The organism is Pseudomonas sp. FW305-25, from assembly GCF_017351415.1.
Lineage (GTDB): Bacteria > Pseudomonadota > Gammaproteobacteria > Pseudomonadales > Pseudomonadaceae > Aquipseudomonas > Aquipseudomonas chlororaphis.
The window spans coordinates 1-19,570 of sequence record NZ_JACNDE010000008.1 but is presented as its reverse complement, the minus strand read 5'-3'; the positions used below and the strand labels follow the sequence as shown (position 1 = coordinate 19,570).

The following is a 19,570-nucleotide window of genomic DNA, read 5'->3' as shown; positions in this document are numbered from 1 at the left end:
CCGTATGGTCTTAATGACTATAAATGCGGTTTTGTCGATATGACTACAAGTATTTCAAGCAATTGATTTATATGGTTTTTATTGTTGGCACGAAAACTGATTGGTAAAGGGCAACCTGCAAGTAGTCAGAAAGCTCAGGAGTTGTACTTATGCTTAGCGTCGAAGATCGTGCCATCATCAAATCCACCGTTCCGTTGCTGGAAAGCGGTGGCGAAGCCCTGATCACCCACTTCTACCGGATGATGCTCTCCGAGTATCCGCAAGTGCGCCCGCTGTTCAACCAGGCGCACCAGGCCAGCGGCGACCAGCCTCGGGCCCTGGCCAATGGCGTGTTGATGTACGCCCGGCACATCGACCAGCTCGACCAATTGGGCGACCTGGTGGCGAAGATCATCAACAAGCACGTGGCCCTGCAGATCCTGCCGGAGCATTACCCGATCGTCGGCAGTTGCCTGCTGCGCGCCATCTCCGAAGTGCTGGGCGAAGAGATCGCCACGCCGGCGGTGATGAGCGCCTGGGGCGCGGCCTATAACCAGCTGGCGGACATCCTGATCGGTGCCGAAGGCGCGATCTACGACCAGAAGGCCCAGGCCCCGGGCGGCTGGCGTGGTGCGCGGGAATTCAAGCTGGTCCACCGCGAGCAGGAGAGCGCCGAAATCACCTCGTTCTATTTCGAGCCTGTGGATAACGGCCCGATTCTCGCCGCCGAGCCGGGTCAGTACATCGGCATGCAGCTGTTCCTCGAGGGTGAGGAAATCCGCCGCAACTACTCGCTGTCGGCCCTGTCCGACGCCGGCCAGTATCGCATCAGCGTCAAGCGCGAGGCCGGTGGCCGCGCTTCCAACTACCTGCACGACCAACTGCAGATCGGCGCCAGCATCCAGCTGTTCCCGCCAGCGGGCGAATTCACCCTGGCGGACAGCGACAAGCCGCTGGTGCTGATCAGTGGTGGCGTCGGTATCACCCCGACCCTGGCGATGCTCGAAGCCGCGCTGGCCACCGAGCGTCCGGTGCACTTTATCCACTGCGCGCGCAACGGCGGGGTGCATGCGTTCCGCGATTGGGTCGACGGCCTGGCCGCGCGTCATCCACAACTCAAGCGCTTCTACTGCTACGCCGAAGACGACGGTGTCAGCCCGGCGGCGGACAAGGTCGGCCTGCTGAGCCAGGAGCAACTGGCCGAATGGTTGCCGCAGGAGCGTGACCTGGACGCCTACTTCCTCGGCCCGAAAGCCTTCATGGCGGCGATCAAGCGCCACCTCAAGGCCCTGGGCGTACCGGAAAAACAAAGCCGCTACGAGTTCTTCGGCCCGGCCGCGGCGCTGGAGTAACCCCTCCGGCCAGCCTCCGCCCGGAGGCTGGCCTCTTTGTAGCCGCTGGCGCAGCCTGCGATCGAGCGCGCAGCGCTCGCAATGCTTTCCCCCGAGTACCTCAGGCAAACCGCGAGCTCAGGCTTGACGGTCGCTGCGCAACCGATCGCAGGCTGCGCCAGCGGCTACAGGGGCGCACTCGTAAAAATCCTTTAAAGGTTAATCCGTTCTTAACCTGTTTATCGTTAATTCCCCGATGCTGATGATAGGCGCTCGTTCGCACTGATCAGGATCATCCCATGCAACTCTCAGCCATTTCCCGCATCACCCTGGCCGCGACCCTGCTCGCCAGTCCCCTGGTTTTCGCCGAGCCGGCCTTGCTTCAACCGCAGACCCTGATCGCCGATCAGAGCCTGCCCAAGGCCCAGCGTGAAGCCATGGAGCTGGCTGCGCGGCGCTACGGCAGTTTCTGGAACAGCGGCGATGAAAGCCTGGCCAGGGTCGCGCTGGCGGAGAACTTCGTCGATATGACGCCGCCTGCAGGGCGGGTCCAGGGGCCGACGGGGCCGCTGCTGGCGTCGCGGTTCTTTCGCACGGCGGTGCCGGACCTGAGCGCAGACATCGAGCAGATGATCGTGGCCGGGGATCGGGTGGTGCTGCACCTGCATTTTCGCGGGCACTTCAGCGGGACCTTCAATGCACTCAAAGGTCATGGTCAGCGTGTAGACTTCCGGGCAACCGACATCTATCAGATCGCCGATGGCCGGATCACCGCCAATTGGCATATCGAAGACAACCTCAGCCTGATGCAGCAGTTGCAAACGCTGCCGTCGGGTTGAGCCACAGACAGAAAGGAATTGAGGATGACTGACGACACACTGCGTTTGGGGCGCGAGCGACGTTTTCTGGTGTTGCTGGGGGTGATCTGCCTGGCGCTGATCGGCGGCGCGCTGTACATGCAGGTGGTGCTGGGCGAGGCGCCTTGCCCGTTGTGCATCCTGCAGCGCTACGCGTTTCTGCTGATCGCGATTTTCGCCTTCATCGGCGCGGCCATGCGCAGCCGTCGCAGCCTCACCGTGCTGGAAGCGCTGGTAGTGATCAGCGCGCTGTTCGGGGCGGCGGTGGCGGGGCATCACGTCTACACCCAGGCCCATCCCGCGGTCAGCTGCGGCATCGATGTGTTGCAGCCGATCGTCGACAGCCTGCCGCTGGCGACCGTCTTCCCGCTGGGGTTCCAGGTCGATGGCTTCTGCTCCACGCCGTACCCGCCGGTGCTGGGCCTGTCCCTGGCGCAGTGGGCGCTGGTGGCCTTTGTGCTGACCCTGGTGCTGGTGCCGCTGGGCATCATTCGTAACCGTCGCAAGAGCGCCTGACCCGGCGCAAAAAGCCCCGGTCCCGATGTTCGGGGCCGGGGCTTTTTTGCGTGTAGGACAATGTGTGAAGGGGGTGTGATATGGGGCAATCGGATGCGCGATAAAAGTGCGACATGTTGTCACATGGCGGTGTCGCAGCTGTGTTTCAGAGGATGACGTCGAGACGATTTTTCTTGCGCCAGGAGCGAAAAAAGTCTGTCAGTTCGTGTCGGCGGGGTGAACGGCCAGGCAAGCATAGCCTGCTATCTAAATAAATCGGTTCAGCCCTCGTTTTATAAGGGGTAGCGCGATGCCATCGGTGGGTTTTATACGGGTGAAAGGCGCCTTTTTCGACTTGGCTGGAAGGCGTTTTTGGGGCTTTTTATTGCGAATGAATCTCGATATGATCGCGACCCGTTGCAATAATCGCCACGCATTGTTGCGCGAGCCGATAAAAATTATTTCGGGATAAGACATGGTTTATAAAACGCTACATATCTACAATCGCCCGCACTGAATTTCCGGCGCTGCTCACCCCTGAGCATACGGCGGCGGTCGAGGGGCGTTGGACGCTCCATGCGACCCCAGGTGTCGGCACCTTCCAAATATCCGCACCAAATGGAATTGGTCTGTAACAAGGCCTTTGACCACGAATTCGAATAAGAACTCACTGCTAGCCCAGGATTTGTCAAACAACGCGTAACGCGTCGGGCAGGCCCTTATTCAATCGAAGAAAAAATGCCAACCCTTGGCACGGTGAAGTGTTGGCGATCAAAACCCAACTGCATGGCGCAAGCTGCTTTAGAGGTCGTGAGATGAGTAAAAACAGGTACCCCCGATTACTAGGCTTTTTGCCGCTGCTTGGCATGATGTTAATGCTGGGAGGCTGCAAGTGGACCTTGCTCGACCCGAAGGGACAGGTCGGTCTGGATGAGCGAAACCTGATCATCACCGCTACCCTGCTGATGCTGCTGGTCGTGATTCCGGTGATCGTGATGACCTTCGCGTTCGCCTGGAAATACCGCGCGTCCAACACCAACGCGACCTACGCGCCCAAGTGGTCGCACTCCACCAAGATCGAAATCGCGGTGTGGCTGGTCCCGATCCTCATCATCATTGCCCTGGGTTATGTGACCTACAAGTCCACCCACGCGCTGGACCCGTATCGTCCGCTGGAATCCGACGTCAAGCCGATCAACATCGAAGTGGTCGCGCTGGACTGGAAGTGGCTGTTCATCTACCCGGACCAGGGTATCGCCACTGTTAACCAGATCCGGTTCCCGGAGCACACTCCGCTGAACTTCAAGATTACCTCCGACGCCGTGATGAACTCGTTCTTCATCCCTGCTCTGGGCGGCCAGATCTACGCGATGGCAGGCATGCAGACCAAGCTGCACCTGATCGCCAACCAGAAAGCTGAAATGGAAGGCATCTCCGCTAACTACAGTGGCGCTGGCTTCACCGGCATGAAATTCAAAGCGATCTCGACGAGCCAGGAAGATTTCGACGCCTGGGTAGCCGAAGTCAAGGCCGCACCTAAACAGCTTGATCAAGCTGAATACGAAGCCCTTGCCAAGCCAAGCCAGAACAACCCTGTCGCGCTGTACTCCTCGTACACGCCGGACCTGTTTCAGAAAATCGTCGACAAGTATGAAGGCATGAAACCAGGCAAGCCGGTCAAGCACGAGAAGAAAGAAGTGGCCGCTGTGGAAGGGACTGACATGAGCTCGCATTCAGCTGCTGGGGCAGAGGAGTAAACGATGTTTGGTAAATTAAGTCTGGACGCGATACCGTTCCACGAGCCGATTGTCATGGTGACCGTTGCCATGATCATCCTCGGTGGTCTGGCGCTTGTCGCGGGTATCACGTACTTCAAGAAGTGGTCCTACCTGTGGACCGAATGGCTGACTTCGGTCGACCACAAGAAAATCGGCGTGATGTACATCATCGTCGCCATGGTCATGCTCCTGCGCGGCTTCGCCGACGCGATCATGATGCGTACCCAGCTGGCCATGGCCACCGAGGGTTCGCCGGGCTACCTGCCTCCTGAACACTATGACCAGATCTTCACCGCCCACGGTGTGATCATGATCATCTTCATGGCGATGCCATTCTTCACCGGCCTGATGAACCTTGCAGTGCCGCTGCAGATCGGCGCGCGTGACGTTGCCTATCCGTTCCTCAACTCCCTGAGCTTCTGGCTGCTGGTTTCCGGCGTCGTGCTGATCAACCTGTCCCTGGGCGTCGGCGAATTCGCCAAGACCGGCTGGGTTGCCTATCCGCCGCTGTCGGGCCTGCAATACAGTCCGGGCGTGGGTGTCGACTACTACATCTGGGCGCTACAGCTATCAGGGCTAGGGACGACGCTGACGGGGGTCAACTTCCTGGCCACCGTGCTGAAAATGCGTACCCCGGGCATGAAGATGATGGACATGCCGATCTTCACCTGGACCTGCACCTGGGCCAACGTGCTGATCGTGGCTTCGTTCCCGATCCTGACCGCTACCCTGGCACTGCTGACGCTTGACCGTTACATGGATTTCCACATTTTCACCAATGAACTTGGTGGCAATCCAATGATGTACGTGAACCTGTTCTGGGCTTGGGGTCACCCTGAGGTGTACATCCTGATCCTGCCGGCGTTCGGTATCTTCTCCGAAGTCATCTCGACCTTCTCGGGCAAGCGCCTGTTCGGCCACCACTCGATGATCTACGCTTCCGGCGCGATCTCGGTACTGGGCTTCATGGTCTGGCTGCACCACTTCTTCACCATGGGTTCGGGGGCCAGCGTCAACGCCTTCTTCGGCCTGGCGACCATGCTGATTTCCATCCCGACGGGGGTGAAGCTGTTCAACTGGCTGTTCACCATCTACCACGGCCGTCTGCGTATCACCAGCCAGGTTCTGTGGACCCTGGGCTTCATGGTGACCTTCGCCATCGGCGGCATGACCGGCGTACTGCTGGCCATCCCGGGTGCTGACTTCGTCCTGCACAACAGCCTGTTCGTGATCGCGCACTTCCACAACGTGATCATCGGTGGTGCCGTATTCGGCTACATCGCCGGTTTCAGCTTCTACTTCCCGAAAGCGTTCGGCTTCAAGCTGCACGAAGGCTGGGGCAAGGCTGCATTCTGGTTCTGGATCTCGGGCTTCTTCGTCGCGTTCATGCCGCTCTATGCACTGGGCTTCATGGGCATGACCCGTCGTCTGAACGCCACGACCAACCCTGAGTGGGTGCCGTACCTGTACGTCGCCATGTTCGGTGCGGTGATGATCGCCATCGGTATCGCCTGCCAGCTGATCCAGTTGTACGTCAGCGTGCGTGATCGCAAGCAGAACCAGTGTGTTTCCGGCGACCCATGGAATGCCCACACCCTGGAATGGTCGACTTCGTCGCCACCACCGTTCTACAACTTCGCCGTACTGCCGAAGGCCAATGGCATCGACCCGTTCACCGAAGCCAAGGAAAACGGTACCGCGTACCAGAAGCCTGCTCGCTATGAACCGATCCACATGCCGAACAACACCGCCACCGGCCTGGTGATGGGTGCTCTGTTGACCGTCTTCGGTTTCGCGATGATCTGGCACATCTGGTGGCTGGCGATCGCTAGCCTGGCCGGTACCGTGATCTATTTCGTGATCCACGCGGCTCGCGATGATCAAGGCTACATGGTGCCGGTCGACGTGATCGAACGCATCGAAGCCGAGCAGCACGCTCGCCTGGTAGCCGAGAAGAAGATTCCGGCCAACCGTGTAGAAACCTCGTTGGAACAGGCTTAAACCATGTCGAACTTAGTGACCAATGCTGGACACACCCATGTCGATGACCATGGGCACGATGACCATCACCACGACTCGGGCGAGATGACCGTATACGGTTTCTGGCTCTACCTGATGACCGACTGCATTCTGTTTGCGTCGATCTTCGCGGTGTACGCGGTACTGGTAAACAACGTAGCGGGTGGCCCGTCGGGCCACGACATCTTCGAACTGCCTTACGTGCTCGGCGAAACCGCCTTGCTGCTGTTCAGTTCGATCACCTACGGCTTCGCCATGCTGGCGTTCTTCCGGGGCAACAAGAAGCAGGTCCTGGGCTGGCTGGCCCTGACCTTCCTGTTCGGCCTGGGCTTCATCGGCATGGAGATCAACGAGTTCCACCTGCTGATCTCCGAAGGCTACGGCCCTAGCCGCAGCGGCTTCCTGTCCGGGTTCTTCACCCTGGTCGGCACCCACGGTCTGCACGTGACCGCCGGCCTGATCTGGATGGCGATCATGATGTATCAGGTCAACAAGCACGGCCTGACCGCAACCAACAAGACCCGCCTGAGCTGCCTGAGCCTGTTCTGGCACTTCCTGGACGTGGTCTGGATCTGCGTCTTCACCGTTGTTTACCTGATGGGGACTATGTAATGGCTAATGCACACTCCCATGACAGCCATGATGCGGGCCACGGCAGCGTAAAGTCGTACGCCATCGGCTTCATCCTGTCGGTGATCCTGACGATCATCCCGTTCGGCCTGGTGATGTACCCGACCCTGCCGAAGTCCATCACCCTGATGATCGTGCTCGCCTTCGCGGTGATCCAGGTCCTGGTTCACCTGGTGTACTTCCTGCACCTGGACCGCTCCGAGGCCCAGCGTAACAACGTGATCGCGTTCGTCTTCGCTGCCCTGGTGATCGTCCTGCTGGTTGGTCTGTCGTTGTGGATCATGTTCAGCATCCACACCTACATGATGGCGAAGTGAGGTAAGACCCGATGTCGCTCAAGCACTTTATCCAAATCACCAAACCGGGGATCATTTTCGGTAACGTGCTTTCTGTGGCGGGCGGTTTTTTCCTGGCCTCCAAGGGACATGTCGATCTGGCCATCTTCCTGGCCGCGATGATCGGCACGTCCCTGGTGGTGGCTTCCGGTTGCGTGTTCAACAACTGCATCGACCGTGACATCGACCTGAAGATGGAACGCACCAAGAACCGTGTGCTGGTCCAGGGCCTGATCTCCCTGAAAGTGGCACTGGTCTACGCGACCCTTCTGGGTGTCGCTGGCGTTGCGTTGTTGTACAAGGTGGCCAATCCGCTGGCGGCGCTGTTCGCCGTGATCGGCTTCGTCATCTATGTCGGCTTCTACAGCCTGTACCTCAAGCGCAAGTCGGTGCACGGCACGCTGGTGGGCAGCCTGTCGGGGGCGATGCCGCCGGTGATCGGCTACGTGGCCGTGAGCAACAGCTTCGACATGGCCGCGCTGACCCTGCTGGTGATGTTCAGCCTGTGGCAGATGCCGCATTCCTATGCCATCGCGATCTTCCGCTTCAACGATTACCTGGCCGCATCGATTCCGGTGCTGCCAGTGAAGCGCGGCATCCTGGTGGCCAAGAAGCATATCCTGCTCTACATCCTGGCGTTCCTGGTGGCGACCCTGATGCTGACCTTCAGCGGGTATGCCGGCATGAGCTACCTGGCCGTCGCGGCCGCGATGGGCATGTACTGGCTGTACATGGCCTGGACCGGCTACAAGGCGGTGGACGACACCGTCTGGGCGCGCAAGCTGTTCGTGTTCTCGATCTTCACCATCACCGCGCTGAGCGTGATGATGTCCCTGGATTTCAAGGTACCGAGCGAGCTGCTGCTGACCTACGCGCCATAAGCTGCAAACGCTATGAAAAAGCCCCGCCTTCGAGAGAAGCGCGGGGCTTTTTTATTGAGTGTCAGTCAGTGGGCTGTTTAAATATTCAAATGACTCTATTCATGCAGGAAGCAGAATGATGAAGAAAAAAGCTGTTGTCGTATTTAGTGGCGGGCAGGACTCGACGACCTGTCTGATCCACGCATTGCCGCTCTATGATGAAGTGCACTGCATTACCTTTGATTACGGTCAGCGCCACCGCGCGGAAATAGAAGTGGCGCAGCAACTCGCGAAGCAACTGGGGGCAACAGTCCACAAAGTGCTGGATGCTTCGCTACTCAATGAATTGGCGATCAGCAGTCTCACTCGGGACAATATCCCGGTTCCCACGGTGAACAGTTCAGGCGAAAGCCTGCCCAGCACTTTCGTGCCGGGAAGAAATATTCTGTTTTTAACCCTGGCCTCTATCTATGCCTACCAGGTAAAGGCTGAAACGGTCATTACCGGGGTGTGTGAAACGGACTTCTCCGGCTATCCCGATTGCCGCGACGAGTTTGTAAAGGCCTTGAACAAGGCCGTCGAGTTGGGCATGGAATACCGCCTGCGCCTTGAGACTCCGCTGATGTGGTTGAACAAGTCGGAGACCTGGGCGCTGGCGGATCATCACCATCAGTTGAGCCTGGTTCGCGAGCAGACCCTGACCTGCTACAACGGCGTTATCGGCAGCGGCTGTGCCAATTGCGATGCATGCAATCTTCGCAGCAGAGGGCTGAATGAATATCTGGGGAACAAGGCAGAAGTCATGAACAGCTTGAGAAGCAAGATGAACTTGCAATGAAGGCTTGATCGACCGTCTCAATGGAATTCAACACTGCATCTGCCTGCTGGATGAGTGTTGAATCCATCAGCTTGAGCCAAGCGTGGTCGTACTATTTTGCCTGGCTGTCCGTTATGTATTTCTTGAACAGTGACCTTGCGCCATAGGCAGGCAAGATGTTGAAGAAGGCAAAACATACCTTGATCGCGATCTGCACATAAATCATGTTCAGGATGTCGTTGTTCTCCATCGAGCCGTAAAAGGCAATGTAGCAAAACACGAAGCTGTCAATAATGACCGCGAACAGCGTGCTCAAGAATATCCGCAGGAACAGGAATCTGGAGTTGGTCAGCTCTTTTATCTTGCACAGCAAGTAAGAGTTTATGTTTTCCGAAACCAGGAACGAGACCGAAGACGCCACCAGCACGGATGACACATGAATGATGACGTCATTGTACGGGGTGTCGAGCTTCCAGCCCGGCAGGCCGGGAAGAAAGGTCGAGCCATACAGAAGGACGATAATCATGGCGTTGCTGGCGAAGGCAAAGAAGATCGCCCTTCTTGCCAACCTGAGGCCAAAGTTCTCGTTCAACAGGTCAACGATCAGGAAGGTCAGAGGGTAAAGAAAGGTACCCGGAGTGATAATGATGCCAAGTGATTCAAGATAAATGGGCTTGGTGGCGGCAATGCTGGTGAATATATAAAATGTAAAGAGCAATAGGTTCAGGATGATATAAATCATCCATGAGCTTTCGTGGCGGTCATTCAGGTCGTATGCGGTAAGTGCTCCTCCTTGGGAGTAGAACTTCTTGTAAATGTTTTTAACTTCCATTTTGTTCAGGTTTTCCATTATTTCGCTGTTAAGCACTTCGCTTAATTTGATCTTTATGACTTTGCCTGTGGCGATGATCATGATCACGGCCAGGTTCTTGTTGTTTTCAAAGCCCAGAAGTTTATATTTGCTGTTCTCGAGTTCGCCTTCATAAGCTGCCATTGAACCGCTCCTCGATGATGTCACCCACCACAAATATTCGATCTGAGTCGGAGCATGGCTCATTGATGATGAACAGCTTTTTTGTCTGCCTGTCGTAAACCAGTTTCTCCTTGTCGTCGGTCGACGTTGCCTTTTGAATGATCAACAGGTCACCGGCCTCGTACATGCCCTTGATCTCATTCTCGAGCAGCACCGCTATCAAGTTGTAGGATGCGCCGAAGTAATAGGTCAGTGGGTGAAGTATGGCCAGTTCGCCAATCCGTTTGTCCATGTTGATCATCAGCAGGCTTTCCTTGAGGATCGGAACCGCCGCCGGGTTCATGTTTCCTTGTGGGGAAATACTGCTGTCGATGATCTCCTTCTCTTCAAAATCGACGGTTTCTATTTCTTCGTAGGAGACACCGAAGAAATCGGAGATTTTGCGAATGGTGGATTGCTGTACGTTGCTGACCTTGCCTTCCAGGATGTTGTAGATGGTCGTTCGGGTCAGGCCGCTGGCATTGCACAAAGACAGTTGCGTCTCGCCGCGACTTTTTATCAGGTATTTGATGTTGCTCTTCAAATACTCTGTTCTTTCTCTTCTGTGCATCAAATGCTCACCATTTCCTTATAGTCGCCACGCATAGGGTCTTTCATGGAATGCGTGCCGTGCATGACATTCAACTGCTCGACGCCAAAGGTGAGAACAGTCGGATTGATGCGGCTAGAGCTTGTCGGGTTCTTTCGTGGCCTGTACCAACTCGCTAGCACTCCTTTAGCCAGCCTGCATCCATCCTGGGATATTTCGCTGTCGGTATGGGGCGCGCTCGGAATTGTCGGGAGGGGCCGGACCGGAGGCGCTGCGGCGGCAAGTGTTGCATGTCCCAGTCATGACAATAAAGCCCCGAAACGTCCGGTGCCCTGGCCTCGATTGACGAACATTCAGCGGCAACGCAAATCTGCTGTCCCCTCCTGATTCTCGGAAAAGAAGCATTTTGTTTGGAAAATGTTTAATTCTTTGATTAATTAGCGACTCGCGAACGTTAAATCAGGAAGCGTGCTGTCGTTCGTGGCACGCAAATGACAAGGAAGGAATACCGAACGATGGCAGCTTATACAGCACCACTGAGGAACCAGGCCGACCTGCTGCGACGAGGTTTGGCGGATCTGCGGGCAGAAGACGCCGAACTGGCTGGGATCCTGGACGCTGAAGTCAGGCGTCAACACCGCACACTGTCCCTGGTTTCATCTTCCTGCGCGGCCAACCCTCGAATCCTCGCGGCGTCTGCCTCGGCACTGGTCAACGTCACCGCCGAGGGCATACCAGGCAAGCGCCATCATGTCGGCTGCGAGAACGTCGATCTGGTCGAGTCCCTGGCGATTCGCAGGGCGCGGGAGCTGTTCGGGGCGCAATATGCCAGCGTACAGTCGCATTCCGCCTCCAACGCCAACTACCAGGTGCTTGCTGCCCTGCTCGAACCCGGGGACACCATTCTTGGCATGGCCCTCGATCATGGCGGGCACCTGACCCACGGCAGCCCTGTCGCATTCACAGGCACTCACTACAAGGCGATCCGCTACGGCACCACATCGCAGGGCGTGATCGATTACGCAGAGGTACGCCATCTGGCGCTCGCCCATCGTCCGCGCATCATCATCTGCGGTGCGACGGCCTATTCCCGGGTCGTGGACTTCCAACGCTTTCGCGCTATTGCCGACGAGGCCGGGGCCATCCTGCTGGCGGATATCTCCTCTATCGCCGGGCTGGTCGCAACGGGTCGACATCCGAGCCCGATCGACGTGGCGCATGTCACCACCGCGTGTACCCACAAGCAGCTCGCGGGGCCTCGTGGCGGCCTCATCCTTTCCGGCCGGGATGCCGACACCAAGGTTCCCGGCTTGAGGGCGAGCTTCAGTCGTGTCCTTGAGCAAGCGGTATTCCCCGGGATGCAGGGCTCGCCGGCGGTCAACATGATCGCCGCCAAGGCGGCTGCGCTGGGCTACGCGATGACCCCGGAGTTCGACGCCTACATGGGACGGATTCGCAGCACGGCCGATGCAATGGCCAGCGCATTCATGGCACAGGACTACGAAGTCGTGGGCGGGGGGACGGAGAACCACACGATTCTGCTCAGGCTGCGTGGTGGGGTTAGCGGTTCGATTGCCGCCTCGGCACTGGAGCGATGCGGCATCATCGTGAGTAAAAACCGCGCACTGGGGGAAACCCGATCCTCATTCGTCGCCAATGGCTTGTGTATCGGCACGGGTTCCATCGCCCAACGCTACATCGATCCTCAGGGCTGTCGTGAAGTCGTCGAACTGGTCTGCCGGATACTGGACAAGGTGACGCCCCTCAGCGAGCAGAAGTACCGCCTGGAGCCTGAGCTGCAGGAACAGTTCCGTCTTCAGACCGAGGCTTTGTGCGCGATGTATCCCATCGCCGATTACCGGGGCAACTGAGGGGGCCCCGGCCTTTGATTCGTAGGAGCCAGCCGGCGGAAGGGCGCGCTGCACTGTTGCCCTATCCGCCGTCTGCGCGAGCAAGCCCGCGGGTACGGGTTACTGCTGTTGTAGAGCGCTGTAGCCTTCGAACGCGGTCTGCTGCTGGATCGCGGTGACGATGTTCTTGCGCGTGGCCGGCTGTTCGTTGCCGTCCTTGTCGAAGAACACTTCGCTTTCCAGTTCCGCTTCGTCGCCTTCGCCGACAAAGGCGAAACCGAGGAACTCGAAGGCTTCACGGTCGACGTTGGCCTTGGAGCGCGGGCGGATCGGCAGGGTGACGCTGATGCCGTCCTTGCTGATGGCGAACACTTCCATTTCCTTCTTGGCCCGCGAGGCCTTGCTCTTGCCGCCACCCGGGTTGCTGATAGCCTGGTGGGTCTGGTTCAGCACCTTCAGCGCCAGGCTGTAGACCAGCTCCTGGAAGCTCGGGTCGTCCTTGTAGCTGGACAGGATGCGGCTGATCGGGAATTTGCTGCTCAGGTTTTCCAGGGCGGCGCTGTCGGAGGCCTCGGCGTCCTTGAGCTGTTTGAGCTGGCCCATGAGTTCATAGGCGCGGTCGTCGTCGAAGCGGTCGTGAGCCTGGCGGATCTCGGCGCGCAATTCGCGGATCTGGTCGCTTTCCTTGGTGGACTGGAAAGCGTCGAGGACCATCTCGCTGATGGTCTTGGCCTGGGAGACATGCTGTGAAAGATTGATGGCGTTTTCGTATTCCGCTTTGGACGACAAGGCGTTTACGGATTCTTCTGTATTGGAATCGGACATTGATATTTCACTACTTCGTTTAACTGGAAATGAGGCTAGAAAAGCACCGGGCCTTTTCAGGGCGCCTAATTTATGGGACCGAGGCCCCATTGTCACGGACCAACGGACCGGTGCGAAAAGGCGTGGCTCTACTGACCCGCGATCGACGGGAAAATTCCGGCGCCGATCATCCCTGGCGAGCGTTCACCGGGCAACGCTTGGCGTCGCACGGCAGCCGTTCCTGTCGCATTTCCTTCAGCGTTGCGCTTGCTGGTGAAACTCGGCGAACGAGACCATGCGCTGGCGCGCCGGGTCCCATAGCTTGAGCCGCAGGCAGCGGTAGATATCCCGCGGGTGCAGTGAGGTGGTGATCGGCGATTGCAGCGCCGGGATCGCCGCCATGGCTTGCGGCAGGCGGTAGAAGGGGATGCCCGAGTTGGCGTGGTGCACATGGTGGTAGCCGATATTGGCGGTGAACCAGGCCATCAGTGGGCCGGTGCGCATGTAGCTGGAGGAGAACACCGCGGTGGCCGCGTAGTCCCAGTCGGCGCGCTCGGGGTAACGCACGCCGGGGAAGTTGTGCTGGCAGTAGAACATATAGGCGCCCAGCGCCGAGCCGGACAGGCTGGGGACCAGCACCCCATACAGCAGGATGTCCGGCGCCAGCAGCGCCAGGGCGACGGCGCTCGCCAGGTTCAGCGCCAGGGCCAGCAGCGACCACAGTCGATGCCGCGGCTGGGTGATCAGCGAGACCAGGCAGATGCTGAAAATAAAGATACTGAATGACGCCAGCAGGATCATCAGCGGGTGCCGGGCGACGCGGTAGCGCAAGCGCTTGAGGCGCCCGGCGCGGGCATATTCCTCGGTGGACAGCAGGGGAAAGGTGCCCAGGTCAGTGTGAGTAGAGAGCAGCGGCAGGCGTTTTTTCTCCGCGCCGACATACTGGCAGCTGTGGCCGTGGTGGTAATCGTGGGACTGCTTCCACAGTGTCGGCGGGGCCATCAGCAGCAGGCCGAAGGTCTTGAAAAACACCTCGGCAAAACGCGAGCCCTTGAGGATCGCACCGTGCATGTAGTCGTGGTACAGCACGAACATGCGCACCAGGGACAAGCCCAGCAGCACGCTGCACCCTAGGCGCAGCGGCCACCACAGCGGCAGGGCCACGGCCGAGCCGAACAGCCCGATCACCAGCAGCGTCGAGTAGAAATGCCACCAGCTCAGGCGGCGGTTTTCCACGGTGAAGGGCAGGGTCTGGCGAATCAGCTCCTTGCCATAACGCGCCAGTTGCTCGCGGTCCAGGCCGTCGGTGGGCCAGGGGATGGCCCCCGGCAGAGGCTGCTCCTGGCCTGCGCCGGCACGGCAACAAGCAGAGGCGGTCGAGGTGTCCAGCGTGCGCATGCTCGGTGCTCTCCTTAGCCGATAACCGCTTCGTCGGGGCTGTGCTGCATGAACAACTGTGGCCGCCGGTCCTTCCACGGGCGTGCCTGTTCCAACTGGCCGGCCAGGCGGAACAACAGGCCTTCCTCGCCAAAGGCGGCACTGAGCATCAGGCCGATCGGCAGGCCCTCGGCGTTCCAGTGCAACGGCAAGGAAATCGCCGGTTGCCCCGAGGCGTTATGGATGGCGGTGAACGGGCTGTAGTCGATCAGCGGGCCGTAGGTGCTTTCCAGGTCGCTGGAATGGATATCCACCACGCCATTGCGCAGCGGCGGCCGGGCCAGGGTCGGGGTCAGCCAGCAGTCGTAGGTCTGGTGGAAACGCGCCATTTCCCGACCCACCTGCTGCAACACCAGCTCGGACATCTGGTACTCCACCGCGCTGACGCCAAGGCCGCGTTGATGCACGGCGCGGGTCAGGTTTTCCAGCTCGCCGGGCAGCGGGCCGCGTCCCAGTTGCAGGCTCATCAGTTCCACGGCGAAGGCAATGCCGGAGAACCACAGGGCACTGAAGGCTTCCGCGAAGCTTTGCAGGTCCAGCTGCGGCGCGGCTTCTTCCACATGGTGGCCGAGGGATTCGAGCAGGCGCGCGGTGCTTTCCACCGCTGCGATGCAGTCGGGGTGCAGCGGCCGCCCGGCCGGGTCGGTGCTGGAATAGGCGATGCGCAGGCGTCCCGGTTCGCGACCGAACTGGTCGAGAAAACGCCCCTGCATAGGCGGCGCGCGATACGGGTCGCCCGGCACCACGCCGTGGGTGGCGTCGAGCAGGGCGGCGCTGTCGCGCACGCTGCGGGTCAGCACATGTTCGTCCAGCAGGCCGCTGAGCAGCTCGCCGAAGTCCGGGGCCAGGGAGTTGCGCGCCCGGGTCGGCTTGAGGCCGACCAGGCCGCAGCAGGACGCGGGAATGCGGATCGAGCCGCCGCCGTCATTGCCATGGGCCGCCGGGACCATGCCGGTGGCCACCGCGGCGGCCGCGCCGCCACTGGAGCCGCCGGTGGAATATTCCAGGTTCCACGGGTTGCGCGCCGGGCCATGGAAGGCGCCTTCGGTGGTGGGCAGAATGCCGAACTCCGGGGCGTTGGTCTTGCCGACGAACACCAGCCCGGCCTGGCGAAAGCGCTTCACCAGCTCGCAGTCCTGGGGCATGACCCGCGCTTGCAGCATGCGCGAGGCCAGGGTCGAAGGCAGGTCCTGACAGTCGCCGAGAATGTCCTTGAGCAGGAACGGCACGCCGTGCAGCGCGCCGGTCGGCGGCGCCTTGTCCTGTGCGGCGGCCTGTGCCCGGGCCTTGTCGTAGGCTTTGTAGACCACGGCGTTGACCGCCGGGTTGAAGGCTTCGATGCGGCGTATGGCTTCCTCCAGCAGTTCGGAGGGGCGTACCTGCCCGGTTTTGACCAGATCGGCCAGGCCGACCGCATCGAAGGTGGCGTATTCGCTAAAAGACATCCTGTTCTCCCGTGCTGCGCACGCTGCTGGCGATACCGGGGCGCTCCCGCTCCGGCCTGGGTTTGATGACATGGCCGGTTACACAGGCCCGGCTTGCACGGGCCTGGATATCGGCTTCACATCCTTGGAAAAGGCTGATGACTGCAAGCGGCATGGCAAAAAGCCATGCATGCATCGAGCTGTGAGGCGAATATGCGCCGGGGGCGGAAATTGCGGGTATACGCCGTTCGGAGTATTAACTTCGACTGCGCGCTCCCAGAGGATGATCAAGCGTAATGGATGCGCAAGGCCGCAGATTTCGGGCCTTGCGGGAGATGGCTAAGTACGGCTGCCTGGACACAAAATAATGACTACGAACGACCACGATAGCGACGTTCCGTATGCGAATTTTTCGGAATGTCTGCAGCTTCACGCCCATACGATCCCGGACCGATTGGCCTATCGTTTTCTGCACAACGGGCGAGACGAAGAAACCCTGATCACCTTCTCTGAACTGGACCGCGCGGCCCGAGCGGCGGCGGCCCGGTTGCAGGGGCATTGCCAGGCGGGGGACCGGGTGCTGATCCTGCTCAAGCCAGGCCTGGACTATGTGATCGCCTTCATGGGCTGTCTGTATGCCGGGCTGGTGGCGGTGCCGGCCTATCCGCCGGGGGCGACCAAGACCCTGGACCGGCTGGACGGCATCATCGACGACTGCCAGCCGACGGCGGCACTGGCCAGTGGCGAGGATGTCCCGACCATCCTCGCCCGGCTGGGGCAGGCGCAGAGTCCGCGGGTGCTGGACATGGCGAGTCTCGACCTGGCCCTGGCCGGCGAGTGGCGGGCCGTCCCGGTAACCCGGGACGATATCGCCTTTTTGCAATACACCTCCGGCTCCACCGGGATTCCCAAAGGAGTGGCGGTGACCCACGGCAACCTGATTCACAATTCGCGCAGCATCAGCCGCGGTTTTTTGACCCACAAGGACAGCCACCTGGTCAGCTGGCTGCCGCCGTATCACGACATGGGGCTGATCGGCGGCATCCTGCAATCCTTGTTCGTCGGCTTCGGCTCGACCCTGCTGGCGCCGATCCACTTCCTGCAACGGCCGCTGCGCTGGTTGCAGGCCATCAGCACCTACCGCGGCACCGTCAGCGGCGGGCCGAACTTCGCCTATGAATTGTGCCTGCGCAAGATCAAGGACGAAGAACTGGCGGGCCTCGACCTGAGCAGCTGGGAGGTGGCGTTCAACGGCGCCGAGCATGTGCGGGCGCAGACCATTGCCGCCTTCCATGAGCGTTTCGCCCGCGCCGGTTTTGCCAGCACCTCGGCCTTTCCCTGCTACGGGCTGGCCGAAGGCACGCTGATGGTCAGCGCCGGCGGCAGCAAGCGCGAGCCGGTGATCCGCCAGTTCCATGCCGGCTTGCTGGAGGACAATGTGGCACGCCTGCATGACGGCCCGGGCAGCGACGCCGAGTTGCGCCTGCGCACCCTGGTCAGCAGCGGTCGCGGCATTCCCGGGCAGGGCCCGTTCATCTGCGACCCGCACACCGAGCAGCCGCTGGAGGACGGGCGGGTCGGGGAAATCTGCATCCTCGGCGACAGCGTCGCCAGCGGTTACTGGCAGCGCCCGGAGAGCACCGCCGCGGCCTTTCGCCCGGCGCCGCCGGCGCTCGGCTGGTCGCGCTACTTTCGCACCGGCGATCTGGGCTTCCTGCTCGACGGCGAGCTATTCGTCACCGGGCGGCTCAAGGACCTGATCATCGTCAATGGCGTCAACCATCACCCTGGTGATATCGAGAACACCGTGCTGCGTACCCATGACAGCTTTCGCCCGGACGGCACCGCGGCCTTCAGCATCGAGACCGGCGACAGCGAGCAGGTGGTGATCGCCCAGGAAATCGAACGGCGGGCCTTGCGCAGCCTCGACCTGCCGCAGCTGTTCAGCGACTTGAAAGCGCGGCTGTGGCAACAGCACCAACTGGCGCGGCCGGTGCTGTTGCTGGTGTTCGGCGGGTCGTTGCCGCGTACCTCCAGCGGCAAGATCAAGCGCCAGGAGTGCCGCAAGCAGTTCGCTCCCTGGTTGGCGGCACTCGATGATGCCGCGCCGGCCGAAGCCCACCCGCTGGACAAGTCGGTGATCGCGGTGGAGAGCAATGGCCGGGTATTGCGTGACATCACCGTCGACAGCCAGGTCGTGGAAGCATGACCAGTCTATCGATCGGCCCGGTGCATGCGCCCAAGCCCGCGGCGCTGCTGTTCGCCCAGCCGGCCTTCTGCGAACCGCGGCTGGAACTGGCCAGCCGCCCGCGGTCGGTGCTGTCGTTGCCGCCCACCGACAGCCAGCAACGGCTGCAGTTGACCAGCGTGCTCAACTCCATCACCTCGGCGCGCAGCATCGCCGAGCTGACGCAGCAGACCCAGCTGGCGCTGCCGCAGATCCTGCCCTGTGAGAACTTCGTGTTCGCCAGCGGCAGGGTCCGCGCGCACCGGGTGTTCTTCTCGCACCTGATTCATCCGGACAGCGTCTCCGATGACCTGATCAAGGCCATCGTCGGTCGCGACGGCATGATTCCGCCGCTGGGCATCGACCCCATCGAGCACTGCGGGCGCCCCAAGTTCACCACCCTGGAGCGGCTGGGCAACTCGCCGGACCAGGTGTGGGCGAAGATCTTTCGCGAGCATGGGATACGCAACCTGGGCTGGACCCTGCTGCCCGGATTGCACCGCAACACCTTCACCGGCTACTTCTTTCACAACATCTCGGCCACCGTGGCCCACGAAAGCAAAATGCGCATGATGGTCTTCGCCCCGTACCTGCACATTGCCCTGAACCGGGCGCTGGGCAGCAAGCTGTTGCGCCACAACCCGGGGCCGAACCATCAACTGTTGTCCATCCTGTCCAGCCGCGAAGCGGAGATTTCGCGCTGGGTGGCCCGAGGCAAGACCAACTGGGAGATTGGCCAGATCCTCGGCATCAGCGACAAGACCGTGAAAACCCATCTGCAGAACATCTTCTCCAAACTCCAGGCGTCGAGTCGGGCGCAGATCGCGGCGTTGTTCTGCGACGAGTGAGTGCTGCCTGTCTTTCATCCGGTAACCCTTCCACAGTGCTGACGGGGGTCAGTGCTTCGGCGTCGCCTGCGCCTCTGTAGGAGCGGCCGGTCGACGCTCGATTGGTCGCGATGGCGGTGGTGGTTTCGCTGCTTGTTTTGGACGGGGTACATATCCATTCTTGGCTGACGGCAGGGGGAGGCTTCTGTAGGAGCGAGGCTTGCCCGCGATGACGATGGTGGCCTCGCTGGGGATGTTGGACGGTGTACATATCCGTTTCTGCGGTCACGGCTGCTGGCGGTTTCGCCCTTACGGCGACTCACTTTTTTCAGACGCCA

The 19,570-nt window shown here is 60.2% G+C and carries 17 protein-coding genes; 12 read left to right on the top strand and 5 right to left on the bottom strand.

The window, feature by feature from the left end:
- Positions 1-149 precede the first annotated feature (149 nt).
- The 9 genes from hmpA (at position 150) to queC (ending at position 9,122) form a co-directional block, all read left to right on the top strand.
- Positions 150-1,331 carry an NO-inducible flavohemoprotein gene (hmpA, locus tag J4E58_RS09915; RefSeq protein ID WP_087091996.1) on the top strand — a complete coding sequence of 394 codons (1,182 nt, stop codon included), beginning with the start codon at positions 150-152 and terminating at the stop codon, positions 1,329-1,331.
- Between the two features lie 278 nt (positions 1,332-1,609).
- A complete protein-coding gene (locus tag J4E58_RS09910) occupies positions 1,610-2,149 on the top strand; it encodes an ester cyclase (RefSeq protein ID WP_087091995.1) in 540 nt (179 codons plus the stop codon).
- A 24-nt stretch (positions 2,150-2,173) separates the two neighbouring features.
- Positions 2,174-2,683 carry a disulfide bond formation protein B gene (locus tag J4E58_RS09905; protein ID WP_007929696.1) on the top strand — a complete coding sequence of 170 codons (510 nt, stop codon included), beginning with the start codon at positions 2,174-2,176 and terminating at the stop codon, positions 2,681-2,683.
- Between the two features lie 794 nt (positions 2,684-3,477).
- The gene (gene cyoA / locus J4E58_RS09900) at positions 3,478-4,419 is read left to right on the top strand and encodes a ubiquinol oxidase subunit II (RefSeq protein WP_009045491.1); all 942 of its coding nucleotides are present in this window, start codon (positions 3,478-3,480) and stop codon (positions 4,417-4,419) included.
- 3 nt (positions 4,420-4,422) lie between these two features.
- Positions 4,423-6,441 (top strand): cytochrome o ubiquinol oxidase subunit I, encoded by a 2,019-nt coding sequence (cyoB, locus tag J4E58_RS09895; protein ID WP_009045490.1) that lies wholly within the window; start codon positions 4,423-4,425, stop codon positions 6,439-6,441.
- Between the two features lie 3 nt (positions 6,442-6,444).
- On the top strand, positions 6,445-7,071 hold the full coding sequence (locus tag J4E58_RS09890) for a cytochrome o ubiquinol oxidase subunit III (RefSeq protein ID WP_007929702.1): 627 nt from the start codon (positions 6,445-6,447) through the stop codon (positions 7,069-7,071).
- Positions 7,071-7,406, top strand: a complete 336-nt coding sequence (gene cyoD, locus J4E58_RS09885; RefSeq protein ID WP_007929704.1) for a cytochrome o ubiquinol oxidase subunit IV — start codon at positions 7,071-7,073, stop codon at positions 7,404-7,406. Before J4E58_RS09890 ends, cyoD begins: the two co-directional genes overlap by 1 nt.
- Positions 7,407-7,417: 11 nt before the next feature.
- Positions 7,418-8,305 (top strand): heme o synthase, encoded by an 888-nt coding sequence (gene cyoE / locus J4E58_RS09880; protein ID WP_007929705.1) that lies wholly within the window; start codon positions 7,418-7,420, stop codon positions 8,303-8,305.
- A 118-nt stretch (positions 8,306-8,423) separates the two neighbouring features.
- Positions 8,424-9,122 carry a 7-cyano-7-deazaguanine synthase QueC gene (gene queC / locus J4E58_RS09875; RefSeq protein ID WP_007929707.1) on the top strand — a complete coding sequence of 233 codons (699 nt, stop codon included), beginning with the start codon at positions 8,424-8,426 and terminating at the stop codon, positions 9,120-9,122.
- A 91-nt stretch (positions 9,123-9,213) separates the two neighbouring features.
- On the opposite strand, the gene J4E58_RS09870 is transcribed toward queC, so the two are convergent.
- Positions 9,214-10,095, bottom strand: a complete 882-nt coding sequence (locus tag J4E58_RS09870) for a queuosine precursor transporter (RefSeq protein WP_087091994.1) — start codon at positions 10,093-10,095, stop codon at positions 9,214-9,216.
- A complete protein-coding gene (locus tag J4E58_RS09865; RefSeq protein WP_087091993.1) occupies positions 10,082-10,684 on the bottom strand; it encodes a helix-turn-helix transcriptional regulator in 603 nt (200 codons plus the stop codon). Before J4E58_RS09865 ends, J4E58_RS09870 begins: the two co-directional genes overlap by 14 nt.
- Positions 10,685-11,178: 494 nt before the next feature.
- Here J4E58_RS09865 and glyA point away from each other — a divergent pair, with 494 nt between their 5' ends.
- The gene (gene glyA / locus J4E58_RS09860; protein ID WP_007929713.1) at positions 11,179-12,534 is read left to right on the top strand and encodes a serine hydroxymethyltransferase; all 1,356 of its coding nucleotides are present in this window, start codon (positions 11,179-11,181) and stop codon (positions 12,532-12,534) included.
- A 99-nt stretch (positions 12,535-12,633) separates the two neighbouring features.
- Here the strand turns inward: glyA and J4E58_RS09855 are convergent, their stop codons facing one another.
- The 3 genes from J4E58_RS09855 to J4E58_RS09845 form a co-directional block, all read right to left on the bottom strand.
- Positions 12,634-13,338: a hypothetical protein gene (locus J4E58_RS09855; RefSeq protein WP_087091992.1), complete on the bottom strand. Its 705-nt coding sequence runs from the start codon at positions 13,336-13,338 to the stop codon at positions 12,634-12,636.
- Between the two features lie 234 nt (positions 13,339-13,572).
- Positions 13,573-14,715 carry a fatty acid desaturase gene (locus J4E58_RS09850; RefSeq protein ID WP_087091991.1) on the bottom strand — a complete coding sequence of 381 codons (1,143 nt, stop codon included), beginning with the start codon at positions 14,713-14,715 and terminating at the stop codon, positions 13,573-13,575.
- A 14-nt stretch (positions 14,716-14,729) separates the two neighbouring features.
- A complete protein-coding gene (locus J4E58_RS09845; protein ID WP_087091990.1) occupies positions 14,730-16,199 on the bottom strand; it encodes an amidase in 1,470 nt (489 codons plus the stop codon).
- Positions 16,200-16,545: 346 nt separating this feature from the next.
- On the opposite strand from J4E58_RS09845, the gene J4E58_RS09840 reads away from it, so the two are divergent.
- Both J4E58_RS09840 and J4E58_RS09835 read left to right on the top strand, forming a co-directional pair.
- Positions 16,546-18,387 (top strand): fatty acyl-AMP ligase, encoded by a 1,842-nt coding sequence (locus tag J4E58_RS09840; RefSeq protein WP_087091989.1) that lies wholly within the window; start codon positions 16,546-16,548, stop codon positions 18,385-18,387.
- Positions 18,384-19,253: a LuxR C-terminal-related transcriptional regulator gene (locus J4E58_RS09835; RefSeq protein ID WP_038576055.1), complete on the top strand. Its 870-nt coding sequence runs from the start codon at positions 18,384-18,386 to the stop codon at positions 19,251-19,253. The genes J4E58_RS09840 and J4E58_RS09835 overlap by 4 nt, the downstream gene beginning before the upstream one ends.
- Positions 19,254-19,570: the final 317 nt, after the last annotated feature.

Coding starts and splice junctions, on each gene's coding strand:
- hmpA (WP_087091996.1), top strand. CDS start 150: ATGCTTAGCGTCGAAGATCGTGCCATCATCAAATCCACCGTTCCGTTG.
- J4E58_RS09910 (WP_087091995.1), top strand. CDS start 1,610: ATGCAACTCTCAGCCATTTCCCGCATCACCCTGGCCGCGACCCTGCTC.
- J4E58_RS09905 (WP_007929696.1), top strand. CDS start 2,174: ATGACTGACGACACACTGCGTTTGGGGCGCGAGCGACGTTTTCTGGTG.
- cyoA (WP_009045491.1), top strand. CDS start 3,478: ATGAGTAAAAACAGGTACCCCCGATTACTAGGCTTTTTGCCGCTGCTT.
- cyoB (WP_009045490.1), top strand. CDS start 4,423: ATGTTTGGTAAATTAAGTCTGGACGCGATACCGTTCCACGAGCCGATT.
- J4E58_RS09890 (WP_007929702.1), top strand. CDS start 6,445: ATGTCGAACTTAGTGACCAATGCTGGACACACCCATGTCGATGACCAT.
- cyoD (WP_007929704.1), top strand. CDS start 7,071: ATGGCTAATGCACACTCCCATGACAGCCATGATGCGGGCCACGGCAGC.
- cyoE (WP_007929705.1), top strand. CDS start 7,418: ATGTCGCTCAAGCACTTTATCCAAATCACCAAACCGGGGATCATTTTC.
- queC (WP_007929707.1), top strand. CDS start 8,424: ATGAAGAAAAAAGCTGTTGTCGTATTTAGTGGCGGGCAGGACTCGACG.
- J4E58_RS09870 (WP_087091994.1), bottom strand. CDS start 10,095: ATGGCAGCTTATGAAGGCGAACTCGAGAACAGCAAATATAAACTTCTG.
- J4E58_RS09865 (WP_087091993.1), bottom strand. CDS start 10,684: ATGCACAGAAGAGAAAGAACAGAGTATTTGAAGAGCAACATCAAATAC.
- glyA (WP_007929713.1), top strand. CDS start 11,179: ATGGCAGCTTATACAGCACCACTGAGGAACCAGGCCGACCTGCTGCGA.
- J4E58_RS09855 (WP_087091992.1), bottom strand. CDS start 13,338: ATGTCCGATTCCAATACAGAAGAATCCGTAAACGCCTTGTCGTCCAAA.
- J4E58_RS09850 (WP_087091991.1), bottom strand. CDS start 14,715: ATGCGCACGCTGGACACCTCGACCGCCTCTGCTTGTTGCCGTGCCGGC.
- J4E58_RS09845 (WP_087091990.1), bottom strand. CDS start 16,199: ATGTCTTTTAGCGAATACGCCACCTTCGATGCGGTCGGCCTGGCCGAT.
- J4E58_RS09840 (WP_087091989.1), top strand. CDS start 16,546: ATGACTACGAACGACCACGATAGCGACGTTCCGTATGCGAATTTTTCG.
- J4E58_RS09835 (WP_038576055.1), top strand. CDS start 18,384: ATGACCAGTCTATCGATCGGCCCGGTGCATGCGCCCAAGCCCGCGGCG.